This window comes from Sphingobacterium sp. SGG-5 (assembly GCF_011043525.1).
GTDB lineage: Bacteria > Bacteroidota > Bacteroidia > Sphingobacteriales > Sphingobacteriaceae > Sphingobacterium.
The window spans coordinates 198,586-218,502 of sequence record NZ_JAAKGO010000006.1 but is presented as its reverse complement, the minus strand read 5'-3'; the positions used below and the strand labels follow the sequence as shown (position 1 = coordinate 218,502).

Annotated in this window: 15 protein-coding genes; all 15 read right to left on the bottom strand. The window is 44.8% G+C overall.

Annotated elements, in window-relative coordinates; translation table 11 throughout:
- Positions 1-71 precede the first annotated feature (71 nt).
- Positions 72-1,244, bottom strand: coding sequence for an alpha-hydroxy acid oxidase (locus G5B30_RS11235; protein WP_165320090.1), 1,173 nt, complete (start codon positions 1,242-1,244; stop codon positions 72-74).
- 139 nt (positions 1,245-1,383) lie between these two features.
- Positions 1,384-2,358: a sugar phosphate isomerase/epimerase family protein gene (locus tag G5B30_RS11230; RefSeq protein WP_165320089.1), complete on the bottom strand. Its 975-nt coding sequence runs from the start codon at positions 2,356-2,358 to the stop codon at positions 1,384-1,386.
- 34 nt (positions 2,359-2,392) lie between these two features.
- Positions 2,393-3,202, bottom strand: a complete 810-nt coding sequence (iolB, locus tag G5B30_RS11225) for a 5-deoxy-glucuronate isomerase (RefSeq protein WP_165320088.1) — start codon at positions 3,200-3,202, stop codon at positions 2,393-2,395.
- A 26-nt stretch (positions 3,203-3,228) separates the two neighbouring features.
- Entirely contained in the window at positions 3,229-4,347 is a 1,119-nt protein-coding gene (locus G5B30_RS11220) for a (Fe-S)-binding protein (RefSeq protein ID WP_165320087.1), read from the bottom strand.
- 28 nt (positions 4,348-4,375) lie between these two features.
- Positions 4,376-5,827, bottom strand: a complete 1,452-nt coding sequence (locus tag G5B30_RS11215) for an FAD-binding oxidoreductase (protein WP_165320086.1) — start codon at positions 5,825-5,827, stop codon at positions 4,376-4,378.
- 23 nt (positions 5,828-5,850) lie between these two features.
- The gene (gene xylB, locus G5B30_RS11210) at positions 5,851-7,365 is read right to left on the bottom strand and encodes a xylulokinase (protein ID WP_165320085.1); all 1,515 of its coding nucleotides are present in this window, start codon (positions 7,363-7,365) and stop codon (positions 5,851-5,853) included.
- A gap of 14 nt (positions 7,366-7,379) precedes the next feature.
- Entirely contained in the window at positions 7,380-10,007 is a 2,628-nt protein-coding gene (locus G5B30_RS11205) for a hypothetical protein (RefSeq protein ID WP_165320084.1), read from the bottom strand.
- 11 nt (positions 10,008-10,018) lie between these two features.
- A complete protein-coding gene (locus G5B30_RS11200) occupies positions 10,019-11,116 on the bottom strand; it encodes a lactonase family protein (protein ID WP_165320083.1) in 1,098 nt (365 codons plus the stop codon).
- Between the two features lie 8 nt (positions 11,117-11,124).
- Positions 11,125-12,600 carry a sialate O-acetylesterase gene (locus G5B30_RS11195; protein WP_165320082.1) on the bottom strand — a complete coding sequence of 492 codons (1,476 nt, stop codon included), beginning with the start codon at positions 12,598-12,600 and terminating at the stop codon, positions 11,125-11,127.
- A gap of 10 nt (positions 12,601-12,610) precedes the next feature.
- A complete protein-coding gene (locus G5B30_RS11190; protein ID WP_165320081.1) occupies positions 12,611-13,528 on the bottom strand; it encodes a dihydrodipicolinate synthase family protein in 918 nt (305 codons plus the stop codon).
- 12 nt (positions 13,529-13,540) lie between these two features.
- Positions 13,541-15,070 carry a sodium:solute symporter family transporter gene (locus G5B30_RS11185; RefSeq protein ID WP_165320080.1) on the bottom strand — a complete coding sequence of 510 codons (1,530 nt, stop codon included), beginning with the start codon at positions 15,068-15,070 and terminating at the stop codon, positions 13,541-13,543.
- On the bottom strand, positions 15,060-16,244 hold the full coding sequence (locus G5B30_RS11180; protein WP_165320079.1) for a mandelate racemase/muconate lactonizing enzyme family protein: 1,185 nt from the start codon (positions 16,242-16,244) through the stop codon (positions 15,060-15,062). Before G5B30_RS11180 ends, G5B30_RS11185 begins: the two co-directional genes overlap by 11 nt.
- 152 nt (positions 16,245-16,396) lie before the next feature.
- Positions 16,397-17,152, bottom strand: coding sequence for an SDR family NAD(P)-dependent oxidoreductase (locus G5B30_RS11175; RefSeq protein WP_165320078.1), 756 nt, complete (start codon positions 17,150-17,152; stop codon positions 16,397-16,399).
- A 15-nt stretch (positions 17,153-17,167) separates the two neighbouring features.
- Complete coding sequence (locus G5B30_RS11170; protein WP_165320077.1) at positions 17,168-18,493, bottom strand: hypothetical protein; 1,326 nt, start codon at positions 18,491-18,493, stop codon at positions 17,168-17,170.
- 42 nt (positions 18,494-18,535) lie between these two features.
- Positions 18,536-19,894 carry a hypothetical protein gene (locus G5B30_RS11165; protein ID WP_165320076.1) on the bottom strand — a complete coding sequence of 453 codons (1,359 nt, stop codon included), beginning with the start codon at positions 19,892-19,894 and terminating at the stop codon, positions 18,536-18,538.
- Between the last annotated feature and the right edge of the window lie 23 nt (positions 19,895-19,917).

Here is a 19,917-nt window from a genome sequence, read left to right as displayed (position 1 = left end):
GCACAGCAACGAAAATCGTACCAGGCAAGATGTAAAAAAGTCGAGGCACCAGATTGTGTGCCTCTATCTCATTACAAAGATGTTAGCAAGCGCGTAGGAAAATCACTTATCTTATCAATGGATATTTGTTGCATAACCTGATAAAGATGCGCTTTAAACATATTGATGGTATGCTCTCCACCCTGATTGCCTAAGGCACCCACACCATACATAAAAGGTCTCCCCATAAAATTAAAATCAGACCCTACGGCACATGCACGAGCGATATCTACACCGGACCGCATTCCTCCATCCAACATGATTTTCATTTTACCTTTATAGGTCGGGTTATCGACCAAACGCATTAAGGATCGTATAGAAGACTCGCCCGCATCTAACTGTCTTCCGCCATGATTGGAGACAATAACACCGTCTACGCCAATCTGTATCGCATCATCCATATCTTCTTCCGTCGCAATCCCCTTAAGTACCAATGGCCCTTGCCAGATGTCGCGTATCGCTTTGATCTTTTCAAAGGTCACTTTGCCCGTAAATGTCCGGTTCATAAATTGGCCCAGCTGACTTAAATCCATACCCTTCTCCATATAAGGCTTCAACGTCGCAAATGAAGGGATACCATGCTGCAAAGTTTTTACACCCCATGTGGGACGTATCATGGCCTGAAAGATGTTCGATATATTCATCTTAGGTGGCATAGAAAGTCCACTTTTAATCTCTCTATAGCGTAAACCGAAAGAAGGGACATCAACCAATACGACCAGTACCGGATACTGCGCTTCTTTTAGACGTCGCAAAATATCGTCCCGCAATTTGTCTTCGGTAGGGTGATACAGTTGAAACCAAGCCGTACCTTCAGACGCTTCGGCGATACGCTCAATGCCCCCGGTAGATACGGTGCTGAGAATATAGGGTACGCCTTGCCTGGCTGCCGCTTTAGCTAATATTTCTGGCGAATTGGGCCACATCAATCCCTGCAGACCTATCGGTGAGATGCCAAAAGGAGCTTGATACCGGATACCGAATATTTCCGTAGACATATCAATATCACCTGTCTTTTGCAAATACCTCGGTTTAAGGAAGATATCATCAAAATCATTTTCGTTCCGGGACAAATTTAATTCTTCATTACACCCTCCTTCGAGATAATCGAAGGCAAACTTAGGAATCATGCTCTTCGCTTTTTTTCGAAGATCTGCAACAGATGGATATTTAGGGTTGTAAGAGAAAACCTGCTTGCTGGCCATTACTTATTAGATTTATGTTGTTTTGAAAGCCAAATGTACGTAGTAAGTTTTAAAATTGCATCCTGCGCTGTTATTTAAGAGAAACTATTTATACGAAAAGGTTTTCATTTATCTTGACATTATAATCTCCAAGGGAATGTTAAGCATCAAGCGCCTTACGAGCAAACTCAACACATTTTGCTATCTCCTTCACCTCATCGGAGCCATCCGGAATTTTATATTCAAGCTCTATGGTAGCCGGAAACTTATAGTGCGATCTCGCCATTTGCTGTAATACCTCGACAATAGGCGTGTCGCCTTCTCCCCAAGGTAGATTTGCACCGCCATGCTGTTTATTCTTTCGGTCTTTGACATGCATACTCACCATATGTTTATGCTTGGCATGAACAAAGGCTTTCGGGTCGAAGCCCGCAGCGACATAATGTCCCATGTCGAAATTAATTGCATTGTATTTGGATTGGGCTACTGCGGCGTCCCACATATCAAATGTTTGCTGCAGATGACCGTGATAGCCGACAGCGATCTTGTATTTAGAGGCAATAGATGATAGCCGTTGCGTGTGTGCTAGATTATCTGGATATTCTACGTTGACCTGATTAGCCCCTAATGCACGCGCCGCCCGGCAAGCATAATGAATCTCGGCATCCGTATTATTTATTCCCAAAGCGCTCGGTTTGTAGGCATAAATGTTCACGCCAGCTTTGTTGTAGATACGACGCAACTGCTCGAAACGTTTTATATCCACTTGGGCACGCCACGGAGCTAATGCTTTCGCATAGGCCTTCCATGCCTCAACATCTGCGCCTTTTCCCCATTTGGGTGCACTCGGCGCCTTCGGTGCCCCCACGAAAGCCTCTGCGGGGTCACCCATCAGTTCTACACCGCTGATACCACATTCCAAACAATATTTGAGCAACTGTTCTGCATCGTTCGTCAGATGGCGAAAAGAATAGGTGATAACACCAATCTGTACCCCATTAAATACCGAATTTGGTTTCCCGAGATTCTTAATATATGCAGGCATACCCCATACATTCGTGTTCGGGGAGACAGCTCCTAAGGCCGCTATGGACGAAAGCTGCAAAAATTTTCGCCTTGATAGATGATTCTTCATGAGCGCAAGTTATTCAATTTTCACGTTTCTGCCCTTATCGGGACTTAAAAAAATGGTCGTACTGAGCCACCCAGTGATATTGTTCCTCAGGTCGCGATAGGAAGAGCCGCTTTTCTCCCGCCATAAACCACAACATATACAGCGCATCTACCGGAGAGCTTGCTACAGGATGATATCCGTCTGGTATCAGGATCGTATCCCCATTCCGAAGAAGATAAGCATCATCTCTGGTCCTGTCGTCGGTATAACTCAACTGTATCCCAAACCCCGTCTGAGGCTGGATTCTAAAATGATAGATTTCCTCCATATCCACTTCACGTGGCAAATCATCCTTGTCATGCCGGTGTGGGGGGAAAGCCCATTTCCCGGGGGGTAAGAGGGTTTCTCCTAAAAAAAGGTGTTGTGAATTGATGCTTTGATCAATAATAAAGTGTGCTTTACGCTTCCAGTTCCCGCTTCCTAATTCTACTTCTTTGACGTCTTCGGGGTTAATCAACACTGGCGCATATTTCACATTTGCCTCAGCCGAACAAATTGCTAACTCCACATCTGTTATAGCTGTGAACTGATAACTGGTCTGAATAGGGAGATAGACCGTGGCGGGTCTACCCGAAAAAACATCCTTTCTGCTCCCGATATTTGTATATGAAAAGTCATTGCCATTGGCATGACAGGAGCCAGAAAGGACAACAAATGCCGACTCAAGATTCCCGGTATCTCCCGTATACGTTTCTCCCGCTTTGAGATTTAGCAGATCAAAGGTTGATTTTTTTAACCCTCCTTCGCCTAATGTTACAATTTGCTGTCTGCCTGTTCCGGCTTTATATTTTTTTCTCAGTTCCATCACCTGTTTGTTTCTATTTATTTCTGTTAGCCTTTTTTATCTATATTTTGATATGCAAATTCGGCAATATCAAGTACGTTTAAGGTAGTTGTTGCTGAAATATGCTGCTTCGCGGTTGCTGAAAGGACGACGATCATATCCGCCTGAGCTTCTTCCGCCTTAATACTGATTTTTTCGCCGAGATCTTTTCCTCGGTCAAAAACTCTATCATCAAAAGTAAAAGCAGCCTCTCCTGCCGATTGCATGTATTCGTGATGCCATTGCATCTCGACGACCTCTACGCCAGGAACCGATGCTATAACCTCACGAGGAGCTTCATATATTTTGTTCAACCGCCCCAAAAACTCCGAGTCGGCCAACGTCACTTTCCCTGGATTTGGTTTAAGTCGTAACGCACCTGATTGGAGCAGACGCAACAGGTATTCGGAAACATGAAGCACCTCTCCTTCAAAGGAGGTACCCCAAGCCGGATAGTCATTCCGCAAAGCATCATAAAGCAAGGGATCGGAAACGACAACTGTCATACATCCCGTAGCCCGTATGCGCTTTAAGAGCCTACCCGCCTTATCTTTAGCCTCCTCACGGTATCCCAATAAATCCAGTTCTTTCCCGCTTGTCGGTTCATCTTTCAGCAACGTATATTCTTCTCCACAGCTGTCCAACACCTGTGTAAAAGCCCGGGCAATTTCAGGATGCTTATAATTGACCCCCTCTCCTAAAAGATATAATATATTGGCTTGCTTTTCCTGAATACTGGCCGTGTAAGAAAGACTTTTATCAATCCCAAAAGTGTTATCATACGCCAACAAAGCATTTCGGATATTGGCCACAGATTGAGGAGCCAGCCCTTGTTCGACAATATCCCGTCGTGCAAACTTGATGAGTTCAGGAATATCATACCCACCGATCTCTTGCCCTTCGCACCAACTTTTACAAGCACCACATAAGAAGCAGTTGTAGATCGCATCGATGGTCGATTCCTCAAAAGGCTTACCGCCTTTATAAACGCTATACAACAGCATAGCGCGGCCACGTGGAGTGTCCGATTCCTTATAATTTATAAACTCTGAAGGACAAGCGTGCCTGCACATCGGACAGTATCGGCACGCATGTATCGTATTCAGTTCTTTCTCCGTTATTTTCATATCTTTTTCCTTTTTTTCCTTTTTTTGATTACACCCCAAAACCCAGTTTACCCGGATTCATGATACTATTGGGGTCAAGTGTAGTCTTTATATTCCGCAATAACTGGAATGCATTTCCGTACAACTCAGGTGTGAGGCGGCTCAGCTTCAGGCCTATACCATGATGCTCATTTAATACCCCACCGGCAGCCATAGCCGCACGAAGTGCATCATTCCAGATACTATTGTGTAAATAGATTGCTTCATGTGGGTCTTCGGGCGGATTGTCAATAATAAATCGACCATATAACATCGCTCCCCACGGGAACCAATGTGAAAAATGGCCAATAAACCGTGCCATCGGATATTGTTTTTCCACCACATCCTTCATCGCGTTGTAAACATTCTGAATGTTACTATAAGAGGCCACGGTGTCCAACGTGCCAAAGAGTTGGGGCAAGCGGTACATATAAGGAGGAAAGAAAAATTTATAGCGGTTTTCCCACCATTGTGCTCCTAATTCGGCCCCCAGATCTTCGCCCTCTTCACTCATAGCTATCGCATATGCATATTTGAGCTGGAGATCGACCATCTCGCTATTTCCGTCAAAGCCATACACCATATAGGCTCCGGTTTTTTCAATTCCCAGCACTTTCTTGATGACTTCTTTGGTCTCATTCTCACTGTAGAGACGTATGACGGCGGGTTGCAGATTTTCGGAGACCAACCGTTGTCCAACGCGCAGACCTGTTTCCAAATCTTTGAAGATAAAGGCACGGAATTCTCTCTTTTCCGGCAATCGGTGGATGGTCAGGGTAATCTTCGTCACAATTCCCATCGTACCCTCAGCACCGATAAATATTTGATTCAGATCTGGGCCACAAGCCGTCTTAGGGACCGTCAGTGTATGGATGATATCTCCCGTCGGCAGCACAACTTCCATATTGACGATCATGTCTTCTATTTTCCCATACTTCGTAGACAACACACCTGTTCCCCGATGAGCAATAAACCCGCCTACGGTAGCGCATCGAGCTGACCCCGGGTCGTGCATGGTAGAAAATCCTCTCTGTTTCAGTTCTCCCTCCAGAATTTCGTGGATAATCCCAGTTCCTACCTCCACGGTCATGGACAGCTCATCTATTTTATAGATTGTATCCATCCGCTTTGTATCCAAAATAATCCCTCCGAAGACCGGAAGAGCACCCCCTTGCGAACCACTCCCTCCACCCCAGGCCGTAACAGGTATTTTGTAGTTGTTAGCAATACGAAGTATCTTAGAGACTTCTTCTGCATCTGCCGGATGAACAATAAAATCGGCCATCGGACGTGTAATATTACTACGACCCTGACGGTCATGGCACATCTCGGGAAGCCAAAAGTAATCGACAGAATACACCTCTCTATCCGAATCCCGAACAGAAACATAATCTTTCCCAACAATGTCCCGTAACTCAAACAGGAGCATATCAAACATATAAGAAGTTTTTGCTGTTTTCATCTGATTTATTTGTTTTTTCTCTCTTATTTATTCATTTCAGTATATAGATGTTGCAACTTATCACGTATCTCGCTGTAATAGTTGAATTGCTTTTCATAGTAAACATGGTTTTGAAGATCGGGCATAAGTTCGTCTTCCGTATGTACACATCGCTGTACGGCATCCAAAAGATCTTGAAAAATGCCAATACCTACTCCCGCAATCAATGCCGTGCCAAAAGAAGCATCCGTGACTGTGGGTCTGGTTACCTTTTTGCCCAAGACATCACAAACAATTTGTGACCAAAGTCTGCTTTTCGCTCCGCCACCGATAAGAATGAATTCCTCCACCGGTAGTCCTATTTCCTCAGCAAGATTAAAGCAATCCTTCAAAGAGAAGGCTACACCCTCCATGACGGCTCTCATAAAATGTCCTTTTCCATGTGCCATAGACGCACCGATAAAGCTTGCCCTTAAGTTTGGATCCCAATAAGGAGCTCGTTCGCCCATCAGATAAGGATGGAACAATAGCCCATCGGATCCCACCGCGATTTCGTTAGCTGCCTTTTCTATCAGTTGATAAACATGTTGACCTGTACGATCGGCCTCCTCTTGTTCCTGCGCACAAAATGTATCGCGAAACCAGCGCATACTCGATGCTGCCGTATTTGTGGCAACAGCGGTATACCAGAGGTCTGGAACAATGTGAGAATACGTTAACGTCTTCGGATTAGGGGTCGCCTGCGCCGTCATAATATTCAGATTGCCCGCAGTTGCCAGTTTTATGATACATTGGCTGGGCTTTATGGCCCCGGCGCCATAGTCCTCTGCCGTGACATCCGAGGTACCGCATACAACGGGAATACCTTCCCGAAGCCCCGTAAGCCGGGAGGCTTCTGCGGTAACTGCCCCCGTCACATCGGTAGGCTTGCATATCGGTGGCAACACGCGTGACGGTAATCCAATCAAGTCGCACAGCTCGGAAGACCAATTGCCTTTTTTTATATCAAAGAATAAGGTACCCTGGGCATCAATAAAATCTGTTTCCCACGTACCGGTCAGCAGATACCGCACATAATCCTTGATAAACATGAGCTTGTCTATCTTACGAAAATTGTCCGGTTCATTATTCTTTATCCACAACAATTGAGGCAATGTCCAGGTAGATGCAACCTTTTGGTAGCCGATTCTAAAAATATCACCTCCCCAGTGCTGCTCCAAAAAAGCCACTTCTTTGGTGCTTCGCTGGTCCAGCCACATGATGGTAGGGCGGATTATCTCCATATTTTTATCCAAGAGTACCGCATTGTGGGTGGACGAATCTAAACTTAAACCAACAATACGTCCCATATCTATCTCACTTCTTATTTTTGAAAGGCAAATCAAGAGAGCCGCGAACCAGTCGTCCGGATTTTGTTCGCTATAAGAAGGATATGGATGATACGTTCGATAATCCTGAGATGCCTCTGCCATAACCACACCTGTTGTATCGATGACTGTTGTCTTACAACCTCCTGTACCAAAATCGATTCCTAAAAGCAACGTGTTTTCCATCTTCATTTTTTACATGCGTTTCATGACGTTTTTACCGTATTCATCAAATTAGCACGTCTCCCTTTACTTCGCTCTTCTGCATTTTTCAGCGCTTCACCTGCATAAAAGCTAACTATCGTATACCCTTCAATATAAGGTACGGTGATACGAACACGACCTTTCGTCGCCTGTACAGGTACAATCCTAATGTCATCGGGAGCTTCCAAACGAACAATCTTCGCACGCTCTACCACAACGCCATCGGGTAATTGTATGTGCCATGTGCTTTCTTTAACAGGATGAAACACGTCTTGCTTTTCATCAATATTTCCATTCACCAAGTGTAAAGACAAGACTTTTTTTCCTTCGTCAAGCTGCAAACTTGCCCAGACTTCCTTAGGCGCATCGGTTTGGATGAGATGATGGTCTTCCAACAGTTTTGTAACCAAGGGTTGGAACGTTGTATAAAAACGATCATAATCCGCAAGTATGTCAGGGGATAATTTCGTCAGCTGTTTTCCGCTATTCAAAACTGAACTTGAAATAGGTTCGACGTTTTCATCATATAGCTTTGGCATAGACAGCGTAATGATATGTCCACCCCTCTCTTTAAATTTCTTCAACATTGCCAGCTGTTCTTTCGTAAAGCAATCTGCTCCCGGCAAGATGAGCAATTTATAACGAGAAAGTCTCTCCATGGATAGCTGGTCGCTTCCCAACAAAGGATGCCACCAGCAGTTCACTTCGTATGCGACATGCATCTCCTCTAATGCCATCGCGAAGGCGTAAAACCATTTTTGGTATTTTTCAGGACTAAGCTCAAAAGCTGCACTACGTTTCCACATTTGTGTCGGCAAAGAATATATCAATCCCACATTTGCATACCCATCACAGCGTGAAAACAGGTGTCGATGATCTTGCATAAATCGGCATATTGCTGCCTCTGTGTCAAAAAACCAGCCGCTTTGGCCCGGAGCCGTCGCCCAGGTGAATGGTGTGCCGTTATTCGCCAATGATTGGGCAGAAATAAAGCGCAATCGGCTTTTTGCGGCTACAGGTGAATGGAAAAGGGCGGAATATTGCAACCAAACCGGTCTTCTAAATTCACCCGATGCATACCCCAGTTTGACCAACAACAAGGCTTTAATACGGTCGAAATGAGCGAATGTGGCGTTCGTCCCTATATTACTTTCTGTACACACCACGTCTCCGATCTGTGACAAGGCAACAGAAAAGGGCTTTTCGCCGTTATTGCCGTACTGGTTTCCCATCACGGCTATCGGGTGATTGGCATTGCTTTTAATCTTGTCGACAGCATCTTTCCAAAGATGAGCTTGTGACACATATTGGAAAAGAAGGTACACTTTGAGTACCGGATTGCGGAGAACAAACGACTCTCCTTGGTGCTGTATCTCTGCTTTGACGTCGCCTACATACGAGAGTATATCAAAAGATTTAAAATCTTTGATACCTGTACGTTTCACGATATCGGAGGTTTTATTTTTATCTAACCACTGGCAAAACTCTTTTTTACACCAAGTACAGAAGCACCCTTTGCCCCATCCCTGAAACGAAGGCATATTGATATTGTCCTGCGTAAATAAACTGATATCAGGACTGATTCTCGTTACCCGGTCGATATAATACCGGCGATATGCAGGTGCATTATGGCACATCTGGTAACCGGGCCAAAGTAGGCTGGTCCCGATTTTTTGCCCATCAATATCCCGGGCAATGCCGTTATCTTCAAAATCCGCTAGCCTCGGATCGTCTATAGAGACATGATTATATTCTTGTTCCCAATTCCCTCCACCGACAAATACACCCTTATCGGCAAAAAAACGATCCCAGTTGAGATAGACCGCATTGTGGCCTGCTACCGCATCTGGACGAAGCTCCTCCAGCAGTAGCGATCTATTATCTGCTATTTTATCGACCGTTCGGGAAGCATTAAAATAATTTTGTGGATTCCACCATACATAGTCGTCACGTTGGAGGTTGAACTCATCGGCATAGTACAAACACGGGAATTGTTTTACGGATTTGGCATATACAACACACCGGACTTCCCGTGTCTCAGCACTTGAAAAAGCAATACTACCCTTCGTCCAATCTCCCCGTACGATATCCACCTGTTTTTGAGCGATCACCTTATCTGTTATATCAAGTACTGCTATCCACACTTGCATACTATCTTCCTGCTTTGTCCCAAAGTAAGAACCCCCAGGCACATGGATTAAGACCTCGAATGTATAATCTGCATGCGGATCTACAACTGCTGTCAGGCCTGCACCGCTTTCCGGGCCTTCCTGTCGAATCAGCACACCGCCATTTCCACGAACACTCCTGCTGGTCAACCAACGAATGATAGCCTGTTTCCAGGGAACAATACCGTTCTCCGCTGCAGTGTACACGCCTGCCATTTTGCCCCCGACTGCCGCAGCTGGCATCGAAACAACGACAAGATCTCTCACCCAATCGGTAGGAAGCTCTTTTTGTTTGCGTTCTATATCCTCAGGGTCGCTTACCCTATTTTCTTCGCTGTCCATATCCAACCAAGGGACTGCTCTACCCTGAACCGAAAATGGGAATACCAACCCGGCAAGCATTCCTGCCCCCCATTGTAACGACTCACGACGTGTTATTCCTTTTTCACTTTTCTTTTGCATGTGTATTTTTCTTAATCGATGTAAAACTGTAAATCCCAAGGTTGAGGAAAATCTATCGGATCGCCAATCTCTTGTAACACACCGGCATCGGGGTCTATATGGAACCGATGAATCTGATCGGAATCACGAGCTGAGACAAATAACCACCGCCCTGTGGGATCAATATTGAAATGTCGCGGATGTTTCCCGGTCGCACAGTGTTGTATGAGAGATAACTCTCCAGAACGGATATTTCTGCTAAAAACAGCGATCCCATCGACCAAACCGTCGCCAGTGGAACGATTGGTAACATATACATATTTTTGATTCGGATGTAATCGTATCTCCGATGCCATTTGCCTTTCAAAACTGCTATCTACGCCATGTGGCAATGTCGAAAGCACTTGTACGGGTTCGAGTATTCTTCTATCCTTGTTATAACTATAGACTGAAATTGTGTTCTGCAATTCATTGACAACGTAGACATACTGCCCGTCGTTACTGAAGCGCATGATACGCGGCCCTGCCCCTAAATGGATGGAGCTTTGTACGTGACCGTCGCGAACGATTTCTCCTTGTTGCTCATCCAATCGAAAGCGGGTGATCTGATCTGTTCCAAGGTCACTGACAAACACAGTATGGTCTATTGGCTGCATGCTGATACAGTGTGGGTGGGCCTTGGTTTGTCGGATCGGATTCGTACCTCTTCCCTCAAACCGGTGTACTTTACCCGAGCGCATCAACGAACCATCTGCTTTGATTTGTAAAACCGATGCTGCCGCAGTAGAAAAGCTCACTTGAAGCACAAAACAACCATCTTCCGATACCGCAACAAACGTAGGCAAGCCGGCTCCGGTCTGCTGTCGATTCAACCGCTTCAACATTCCGGTATTCGTATCAACCGTATAGGCCGCGATACAACCTTGATTTTCGGCCATAGCACCCTCGATTCCTACACTATACAGATAGCCTTTTGGGGCGTATTGTGTCATAATACCCGCTCTTTCGAGATCGGCGACTTTCTTAAAAGCAGTCACCTCCCCATTCGTGTAATCCAGCCTGGCACAATAGATGCCACCACCCGCCGGACCTGTATGTGTACTTATATATAAAAATGAATATTTGCCCATCTGTACATTTATCTTTCCCAGCTATCTGTCCGGAAAGGCGATGCTGGTAATCCCTCTCTATTGTATAAATTATACCCTTCCGGATTGCTGCCCCATGCATACCGCACAGCCTCGGGATCTTTTATATCTTCACTCCAAACCACGACCTGATCATCTTCAATTTTCGCCGATGCCCAGACAAATTTTTTGTCCTTGCCGGCAATAGCGAATCGAGCAAGCTGACCTCCATCGGCCATTAATCCACTACCGATATTCGTAAACGACAAAATAATTTTATTGCCTTCCTTCTTCATCGACTGATAGGTCGGGCCACTATACACCACATTTTTATCGTGATAAGCTATTCTTTCGGCAGCCAATGCTAACCTCCTGCCCACTTCTTTTTTATTTAAAGGATGGATATCCTTGGCCTCACCAATATCAATAGCAACCGCTAACGCTGTATTGGGAACGGTCTGGGAAACTTTCAATTGGGATTCCCGTATCCATGCCCATCCACCTTCGGAAGGTCGTTTTTGAGGGGCCATATAATTCGCCAATTGTACGATCAAAAATGGCAAATCACCCTGCTGCCAACGGCTACGCCAACCTTCGATCAGCGCGGGTAAAAGTTTTGCATATTCCTCCGCCTTTCTCGTATTCGCCTCCCCTTGATACCACGCAAATCCTTTGATGGTATAAGGAATCAACGGTGCGATCATTGCGTTAAACAATGTAGCCGGCTGGTAATGCATCCTTATTTTCTTTTGGCCATTACGCTGGTCACTCTGTATCTCATTTTCCTGATTTAATGCAGCTTGTAGATTTACCGTATCTCGGTAAAAGTTATATTTTTCCAAATAGTCCGGGAATGCTTTTAAATCTTCCGCTGCAGTCCAAGCTTCGGCAGGCGTACCGCCCCAACTGGAGTGAATGATCCCAATCGGTATTTTATATTTTTCATAGAGATTTTTGGCCATATAATAAGCAACCGCACTAAACCGGAGAACATTTTCCGGATTGGCCTGTTTCCATTTTCCGATGACATTCTCCCGCGGTTCAAAACTGTATTGCCGTTTTACCTGAAACTCACGGATATTCGTGTTGGTAGCATGCGCAATATCATCAGCTTCCTTTTCAGCCAGACTCGACATAGCAAAAGACATATTACTCTGTCCTGAACATACCCATACGTCGCCGAACAGAATTTCCTTTATTTTTATAGATTGACCCGCTGTACTTATCCCAATGCTATAGGGTCCTCCAGCTTGCGTCGCCTCAAGGGTGGCTACCCATTTTTTATCTTTGTCTGGATTGGCCCTATAGATTTTATCTTTAAATAAAATAGTTACTTCCTTGTCCGACAGACTCCATCCCCATATTTTTACCGGTTGGTCCCGCTGTAGTACCATACTGTCAGCGACCAATGCCGGCAACTTGAGTTGGGCAAGAGCTGTAAATCCGGTGAGAAGTAAAATAAAAAATGAAATTCCTTTTTGCATCATAAAAAACATGTTAAATGGATTGACTTGTGTTATTAAAATAATGCCCGACGATCTCTGAAACTCGTCTTCCAGTGTTCTCATCCATAACTTTAAAAGGCACTGTCATGGTACGTCGACAAATCCCCTGTTGCTCCAAGATATATTTTATCGTTTGTATGGATGATGTCGCACCGATACCCGACGAATATATGCGTCTGTAGTCCGAAAGGGTACTTTCCAAGCGGGCTACTTCAGAGACATTGTTGTTTTTTATGGCTTGATAAAAAGAGGACAACAACCTCGGGAAGATATTAGCTCCACCCAATACTCCACCATCCGCTCCGGCTTCCATGGACTTGACCAACAGTTCTTCAGTTCCCGTCAAAACCGTCCAATCTGGACGGGCCTTAGCTACGTTGAGCACATCTTGAAAATACATCCAATCCCGCGAGCTATCCTTAAATCCGATGATATTTTTTTGATCCGCCAAACGTCGTATAGTCTCTATGTCAAAAGCTGTTTTAGTCAAACGTGGAATATTATAAAGTAGGACTGGCAAAGGGGAATGGTACGCAATATGGCGCACATAAGCCTCTAATTCCTCTGGCGTAAAAGGAAAATAAGACGGTGGCGCCAAAACTACGGCGTCGGCACCATTATCTGCTGCTATGCCACTCCATCGGATACTTTCTTCCGGAGAGGTGTCGATAATCCCAACCAAGTTTTTCATACGTCCTCGAAGGTGCTGATTCGTATAGCTAATGAGATCCCTCTTCATTCTATTGCTTAGGCAAGGTCCTTCTCCCGTCGTCCCTAGTGCAAAAACGGCGTCAACACCTCCTTTCACAACATAGTCGATCAAACGTGCCAGGCCCATTTCATCTACCGCTGCCTGATCTTTCAGCGGTGTAATAAGCGGAACAACTACACCTTGTATTTTTTTCTTCATTTGTGACACGTTTTAGTTCTCCTCACTCTCAAACCTAGATTTCCATACGAAACCTTGCGTTTTATCCTTCATCGGCTTTGGCCACAAGAAGCTGAATACCAAACCGATTACATAACAGCTAATCACGCCGATCAACGCATACCATAAGAAGGAAATATCCGTAGCAAATACAACAGCTATAGTGACGAGCGTCCCAGACAACCAACCGATAATAGCACCTTGTGCGTTAGCACGCTGCGACAACATACCCAACAAAAACAAGCCCAGTAACGGACCACCCAACATCCCAAAAATCCGTACCGGCGCTTCTAAGAGTGATCCAAATCGACCAGCAGAGAAAGCAATCAATGTGATGACAATTCCATATATGATTGTCATGATGCGTGCATACCGCACCTTTTTATCTTCATCGATATCCTGTTTTGAATAAGGTGCTATCAGATCAACCAATGACACGGTCGTCATGGAGTTAACGCCCGAAGAAATGCTTGACATCGACGCCGCCGCAATTCCGGCAATTATCAATCCGGCAAAGCCCTTTGGCATCTCATTGACAACGAAATAGGGAAGAATTTGATCCACATTCAACAATGCCCCAGAAGATACCGGATCATATCCGGAGTCCCGGTAGAAGCAATAGATTACAAGTCCGGTGAAATAAAAGAGAAATGCACAAGGCACCCACACAAAAGCTTTGATCCACATCGATTTCCGAGCAGTTTTTAAATCTTTGGCTGTCATATACCGTTGAATAGACGTCTGATCTGTCGCTAATAGGACAAGGTTGTGCACAGCCCCTCCAAGTATAACGCCCCAAACAGTAACCCGGACGGCAGGATTGAAACTAAAGTCGAAAGAGATATGACCTGTTTCCTTACCGATAGCCCAGACACCGTCTAATCCTCCTTCTGTACCCAGTACGGCTACGATGAGTATAGCAATTAGGCCGCCCATTAATACAACAAACTGGAGGACGTCTCCCCATATTACCGCTTTCATTCCTCCCAATGTGGTATAAAATGTCGTAATACAACCCATCGCCAGTACCAATATCCAAAGTGGAAAACCCGTGACATGCTCCAGTGCCAACGCAGGCGCATATATAACCAATGACAGCCATAAAAGCGTCCGACTCAAAAAGATGATGGCAATAGTGGTCCGGAGCTTGCCGGTAAACCTCGCTTCCAAATATTGATAAGCACTAAACAACTTCACGCGATGAAAGAAAGGCATGAATAATGAGTTGACAATCGGTGTCGTGACAAACGATGTGAAAGCCAATAAAGAATACCCCATACCATTGGAATAGACCTCTGCCGGGAACCCTAAAAAGCTAATGCCGGAGAAGACACTGACCATTACCGTAATGGCGACTACCAGCGACTTCATACTCTTGCCGGCCATCAGATATTCTTTAATATCTTTTTGTCCTTTGGAGAAATACAATCCGATGGCAATGGTTATTAAGAGATAAAAGATAAAAATACCATAATCGACCCATCCTAGATGACTCGTTGCATGCAGGGCGATATTACTTTCCATACGTATTGCTATTACGTGTAAACCATTCTTTAGCGCCTTCAGGCCTTATCGCCGTCAGATCTCCCCGGTAGTGACGTAAGGAATGGGATTTGTAAGGGTGCTTTTCTAATCCTTCTTCCCGCAGCGTAATACCAATCCCGGGTTTATTTGGCACAAGCATCTCGCCCTCTTCTACAAAAATCTGTTCATCACTCAGCTCCGTCCGCCATGGCACGTCATTGATCATTGTTTCCAATAGGAAAAAGTTAGGTGTAGACGCTGCAATATGAAGCGTTACGGCATTCGTCAAAGGTCCCATCGGATTGTGCGGACAAAATCCTATGCCACTAGCTTCAGCCATACTGGCAATCGCCCGCATATCGACAATTCCGACCTTGCTCGCATCCGGCTGTATGAAATCGGCATAACCCTGCTTGATAAAATCCATTGCCTGATATTTATTATAAATACGTTCACCCGTCGCTAGCGGAACATTTATTTTACGCCGCAGGTCGGGCATCGTGTATTGGAGCTCAGGAAACAAGGGCTCCTCCATCCACATCACATCAAATTCCTCTAATCCATGTGCAATACGCGTAGCACTTTCCAGATTAAACCGGCCATGGCACTCGATCATCAAATCCACACCTTTGCCAACGGCTTCTCGTACAGCTGCAACACAAGCCAATGATCTGTCCAACTCACTTGTACTGATATCTCGGTAACAACTGCCAAAGGGATCCCATTTTAAAGCTTTCCATCCCCCCTGCATAGCAACTTTTGCTTTTGCTGCGAACTCCTCAGGCGTCTTAGCTCCCACAAACCAGGCATTTGCATAACAGGACACCTTGTCTCGCATTTTTCCACCTAAAAGTTGCCATATAGGTTCACCCCACAGTTTTCCTTTAATATCCCATAAGGCCATATCTATCCCCGACAAAGCGCTACTTAACACAGGCCCACCGCGCCAGAACGAGTCTCGATTCAAATCATGCAAAATTTTGTCGACATCTCTCGGGTCTAACCCAATGATTTTACGTTCAAGATCCTTGAACATGCCGAGGATAGCATGTTCGAACTGCCCTATGGAAGACTCACCATATCCGACTATCCCACTATCTGTCTCAATTTTGACAAAAGCGAAATTCGTCCGATATGCATCACACAGCCAAGTTTTTATGTTTGTAATTTTCATCTATTTAAATTTGTTTTTTATCGGTGATGAAGCTATCAGATTTTTCACCAGCGTTTACATAAGGGGAGTAAGCTCGCAAGCTCAGTTTATTCACTCCCGTGTGTGGTTTAAAATCATGATGGTTTCATCTATTTAAAGTTTCTTAAGGTTTATCAAGACAGCACAAATCGGCCGCCATTGACAAAAATTGTTTCCCCAGTAATAAAATCCGAATCGATAAGAAATAAGACTGCTTTTACCACATCGTCCGGCTTACCTCCTCTGCCAACAGGCACAGAATTGGCGTACTGTGCCATTTTTTCCTTGCCCCATCGTCTTTCCATGACCTCGGTCTCGATATAATCCGGTGCAACAATGTTGGTCGTAATACCCGATGTCATTCCACGTTTTGCAAACGAACGACTCAACCCCAACATGCCTGATTTAGCACTACTGTACGCGATCCAATCCTCTTCTGCTTTCCCTGCGTAGGCTTGTATGGATGAAATATTAATAATACGGCCATAGCCCTGTTGCTCCATTGCATCAAAACAAGCCAAAGAACATAAATAAGCCCCTTTTAAATTCACCGCAAAGATGCGGTCCCACCACTCGCCAAGCGAAAATTTTTCTGGCCGCGGAGGTTCTGTCCGTGCATTGTTTATCAATATATCGATGGGCCCAAATTCGGCTATAATCCCATTAATCATCGTGCGCACGACCCCCTCATTAGAAACATCGGCACATTTCACATAGGCTGTTCCTCCAGCCTTAAGGATCTCGTCAACGACTTGGTTTGCCCTATCGGCATTCACATCGTTCACGAAAACGACAAAACCTTTTGCAGCCAAACTTAAGGCCAACGCACGACCAATACCTTGTCCAGCACCTGTAATCAATGCGATCTGTCTATTCTTTTCTCGAAGCATTCGTATTTGTTATGATCAAAAAACTAGTGTATTGACCGATTGTGCATCCAATGTGAGCGTGCCTGCATTAAGGTTTGCCTTTTTTTCGCTCCACAATTTATGTTCAGTCGACGTTACGACCCGAGGTGTCATCGTAGGGATATTTTCCAACTTTACGACGACAGGTTCGTTCTTCAAATTGACCAATTGTAAAATCATTTTATGATCTGCATTAAATCCGGCTAAAGAAAGAATATCCTTATCCGAACTTTGTGCATCGATTACCTGTACATTATTCCAGAAATCAGTTTGGTGTCTTGTAATATAATAGACGGGGTACTTGGTCAACGTGTCAGCGGACATGATCTCGTAATTATTTTGCCAAGTCCAGAACATGGAGACTTCTGTCCCGGAATACTTAAAAACCCGATGGGATATCTTCGCAAAGCGAAATGCATAATCCCAGTTTTTATTGTAATCCTTCGTTTTATGAGCTACGGCATTATGTCCCAATTCCGTACACCATACGGGTCTCCCCCATTTTTTTGCTAGTGCGGCGATACGTTCAAATTCTGAATCTGGGAGATTCTCAGACCACCAGCTGTGAAAGCTTAGCGGTCCGAGGTATTTCACGATACTGGGATCAGCAGCGATTTTAGAAGCAAAGGCGACTGTGGGTTTTGTTGACGACGTGTCACCCCACAAGAAGACAGTCTTCAGTCCGGCCTGCTCAAATCTTGGTCCGGCCAGCTTAAAGAATTCAATCGTCTCCTCCGGCGTAAAAAGAGTCATGTATCCCCCATTCGATTCGTTGAACGAGAAATAGTCCACTTCGACATCGTACCGTTCTTTGGCTTCAACCAAAAAAGCTTCGATCATATCAATGACTTCACCATAATATTCTGGTTTTATACGTCGTTTGTTATAAGCCTCCGGATTTTCAACCAGTTCGTTAGGCACTCTCCACACGGACAATGTAAAACTAACCACTCCATACTTTTCTTTCATTCTTTTCATGGCCCGTAGCAGGGAGATTACGGCGGGTTGTTTGAGGATCCGTTTGCCCTTATAAACTTTATAATCTAACCAAAACTGTAAAGGGAGCGCGACGCGTACATGTGTCGGTTTAAATTCCTCCAATGTGGCTTCTCCCACCAAGTCCCATGCATCGCCTTTATAATTGGCTTGGCAGTAATTCCCGCCAATTGAAATTATTTTCTGCTTCTTACTTTCTGGGAGAACTTTTACCACTGCACGTGATCGGGTTGCATCGTTGTCTTTTGATCGAGACTGCCCAAATCCGACAGACAAAATGCATCCTAATACAAGCGTCATCGTTACTTTTCTTAAAAATCGCTTCATAAATCTTATCTTAATCTTATATGTATAGTACTTGCATGTAAACTAAAAAACCACGGTATTGACAGACTCTGCTTTTAACTTCAGGTAAATGCTATTTGATCCCGGCACAAATACCATATTCATCCCCTCCCATAAATTGCCTTCGGTGGAGGTTACCATGTATGCCTTGGTGCCGGCGACATCCGGTACTCGTATAGTCACAGGTTCGGATTTCAAGTTGATTAATTGCAATATCAGTTTATTATCTTCATTAAAACCCGTCAATGCAAGAATTTCCTCATCCGAACTTTGCGCTTCCACCAATTGTACTCCATTTAGAAAATCCGTCTGATGTCGGGTTAAATAATAAATCGGATATTTGGTCAATGTATCAGCCGACATGATTTCGTAATTTTTTTGCCAGGTCCAGAACATCGACACTTCTGTGTTGGAATAGCAAAATACACGGTGGGATATCTTCGCAAACCGGAAAGCGTAATCCCAATTCAGGTTATAACCCGGCGTTTGGTGGGCAAGCGCATCATGGCCGAGCTCGGTACACCATACCGGACGGTTATATGTCTTGGCTAAGTTCGCCACCTCTTCAAAAATAGAATTGGGTTCCTCTTCGGACCACCAACTGTGAAAACTTAGCGGTCCCAGATACTTCACCACATCAGGATCGGCCGCAATGGCAGAGGCAAACGGAACTGTGGTTTTTGTGGATGAGGTATCACCCCAAAGAAAGATAGTTTTCAACCCCAAATGCTCGAACCGCTCACCTGCCATTTTTATGAACGTGATAGATTCCTCCGCACTGAACAATGTCATATAGCCCCCATTCGATTCGTTGAAAGAAAAATAATCCGTTTCCACACCATAGACGTTCTTCGCAGCTAAGAGAAAAGCTTCAATCATATCGATCACCTCGTTATACTTGTCGTGCTTAATCCGACGCTTATTTTGATCATCGGGATTTTCGACAAGCTCATTGGCTACACGCCATACCGAAACGGTAAAATTAACCACGCCATAATCTTCCTTCATATCTCGCATGGTCTCCAGCAGCGAAATCACACGAGGCTGATCCAGGATCTTTTCCCCTTTATAGCTTTCATAACTCACGCCATAGAACTGGAGGGGCAGTGCAACCCGGACATGGGTGGGCTTGAACTGCTCGATCGTGTTCTTGCCAACAAGATCCCAAGCTGCCGTTGTGTAGTTGGCCTGTGGATAATTTCCACCGACAGAGACAATCTTCTGCTTTTTGACGTTCGACAGAATCTCCACCACAGGATAATCCGCTGTATCTTTCAACCCTACAAGCGCATCTATTTCCTTTTTTGCAGACTCGCCCGAACAGGCGAATAACATACACGCTAGTACCAAAACTATTTTTCCCGTTGTTCGAAATCGTTTCATAGAGGTATGATATGTCTATATAT

What these genes read in the sequence shown, in the direction of transcription:
- G5B30_RS11220 (WP_165320087.1), bottom strand. Translation starts at nt 4,347, where the DNA reads ATGAAAATAACGGAGAAAGAACTGAATACGATACATGCGTGCCGATAC.
- G5B30_RS11235 (WP_165320090.1), bottom strand. Translation starts at nt 1,244, where the DNA reads ATGGCCAGCAAGCAGGTTTTCTCTTACAACCCTAAATATCCATCTGTT.
- G5B30_RS11190 (WP_165320081.1), bottom strand. Translation starts at nt 13,528, where the DNA reads ATGAAGAAAAAAATACAAGGTGTAGTTGTTCCGCTTATTACACCGCTG.
- xylB (WP_165320085.1), bottom strand. Translation starts at nt 7,365, where the DNA reads ATGAAGATGGAAAACACGTTGCTTTTAGGAATCGATTTTGGTACAGGA.
- G5B30_RS11205 (WP_165320084.1), bottom strand. Translation starts at nt 10,007, where the DNA reads ATGCAAAAGAAAAGTGAAAAAGGAATAACACGTCGTGAGTCGTTACAA.
- iolB (WP_165320088.1), bottom strand. Translation starts at nt 3,202, where the DNA reads ATGGAACTGAGAAAAAAATATAAAGCCGGAACAGGCAGACAGCAAATT.
- G5B30_RS11180 (WP_165320079.1), bottom strand. Translation starts at nt 16,244, where the DNA reads ATGAAAATTACAAACATAAAAACTTGGCTGTGTGATGCATATCGGACG.
- G5B30_RS11195 (WP_165320082.1), bottom strand. Translation starts at nt 12,600, where the DNA reads ATGATGCAAAAAGGAATTTCATTTTTTATTTTACTTCTCACCGGATTT.
- G5B30_RS11230 (WP_165320089.1), bottom strand. Translation starts at nt 2,358, where the DNA reads ATGAAGAATCATCTATCAAGGCGAAAATTTTTGCAGCTTTCGTCCATA.
- G5B30_RS11215 (WP_165320086.1), bottom strand. Translation starts at nt 5,827, where the DNA reads ATGAAAACAGCAAAAACTTCTTATATGTTTGATATGCTCCTGTTTGAG.
- G5B30_RS11200 (WP_165320083.1), bottom strand. Translation starts at nt 11,116, where the DNA reads ATGGGCAAATATTCATTTTTATATATAAGTACACATACAGGTCCGGCG.
- G5B30_RS11175 (WP_165320078.1), bottom strand. Translation starts at nt 17,152, where the DNA reads ATGCTTCGAGAAAAGAATAGACAGATCGCATTGATTACAGGTGCTGGA.
- G5B30_RS11185 (WP_165320080.1), bottom strand. Translation starts at nt 15,070, where the DNA reads ATGGAAAGTAATATCGCCCTGCATGCAACGAGTCATCTAGGATGGGTC.
- G5B30_RS11165 (WP_165320076.1), bottom strand. Translation starts at nt 19,894, where the DNA reads ATGAAACGATTTCGAACAACGGGAAAAATAGTTTTGGTACTAGCGTGT.
- G5B30_RS11170 (WP_165320077.1), bottom strand. Translation starts at nt 18,493, where the DNA reads ATGAAGCGATTTTTAAGAAAAGTAACGATGACGCTTGTATTAGGATGC.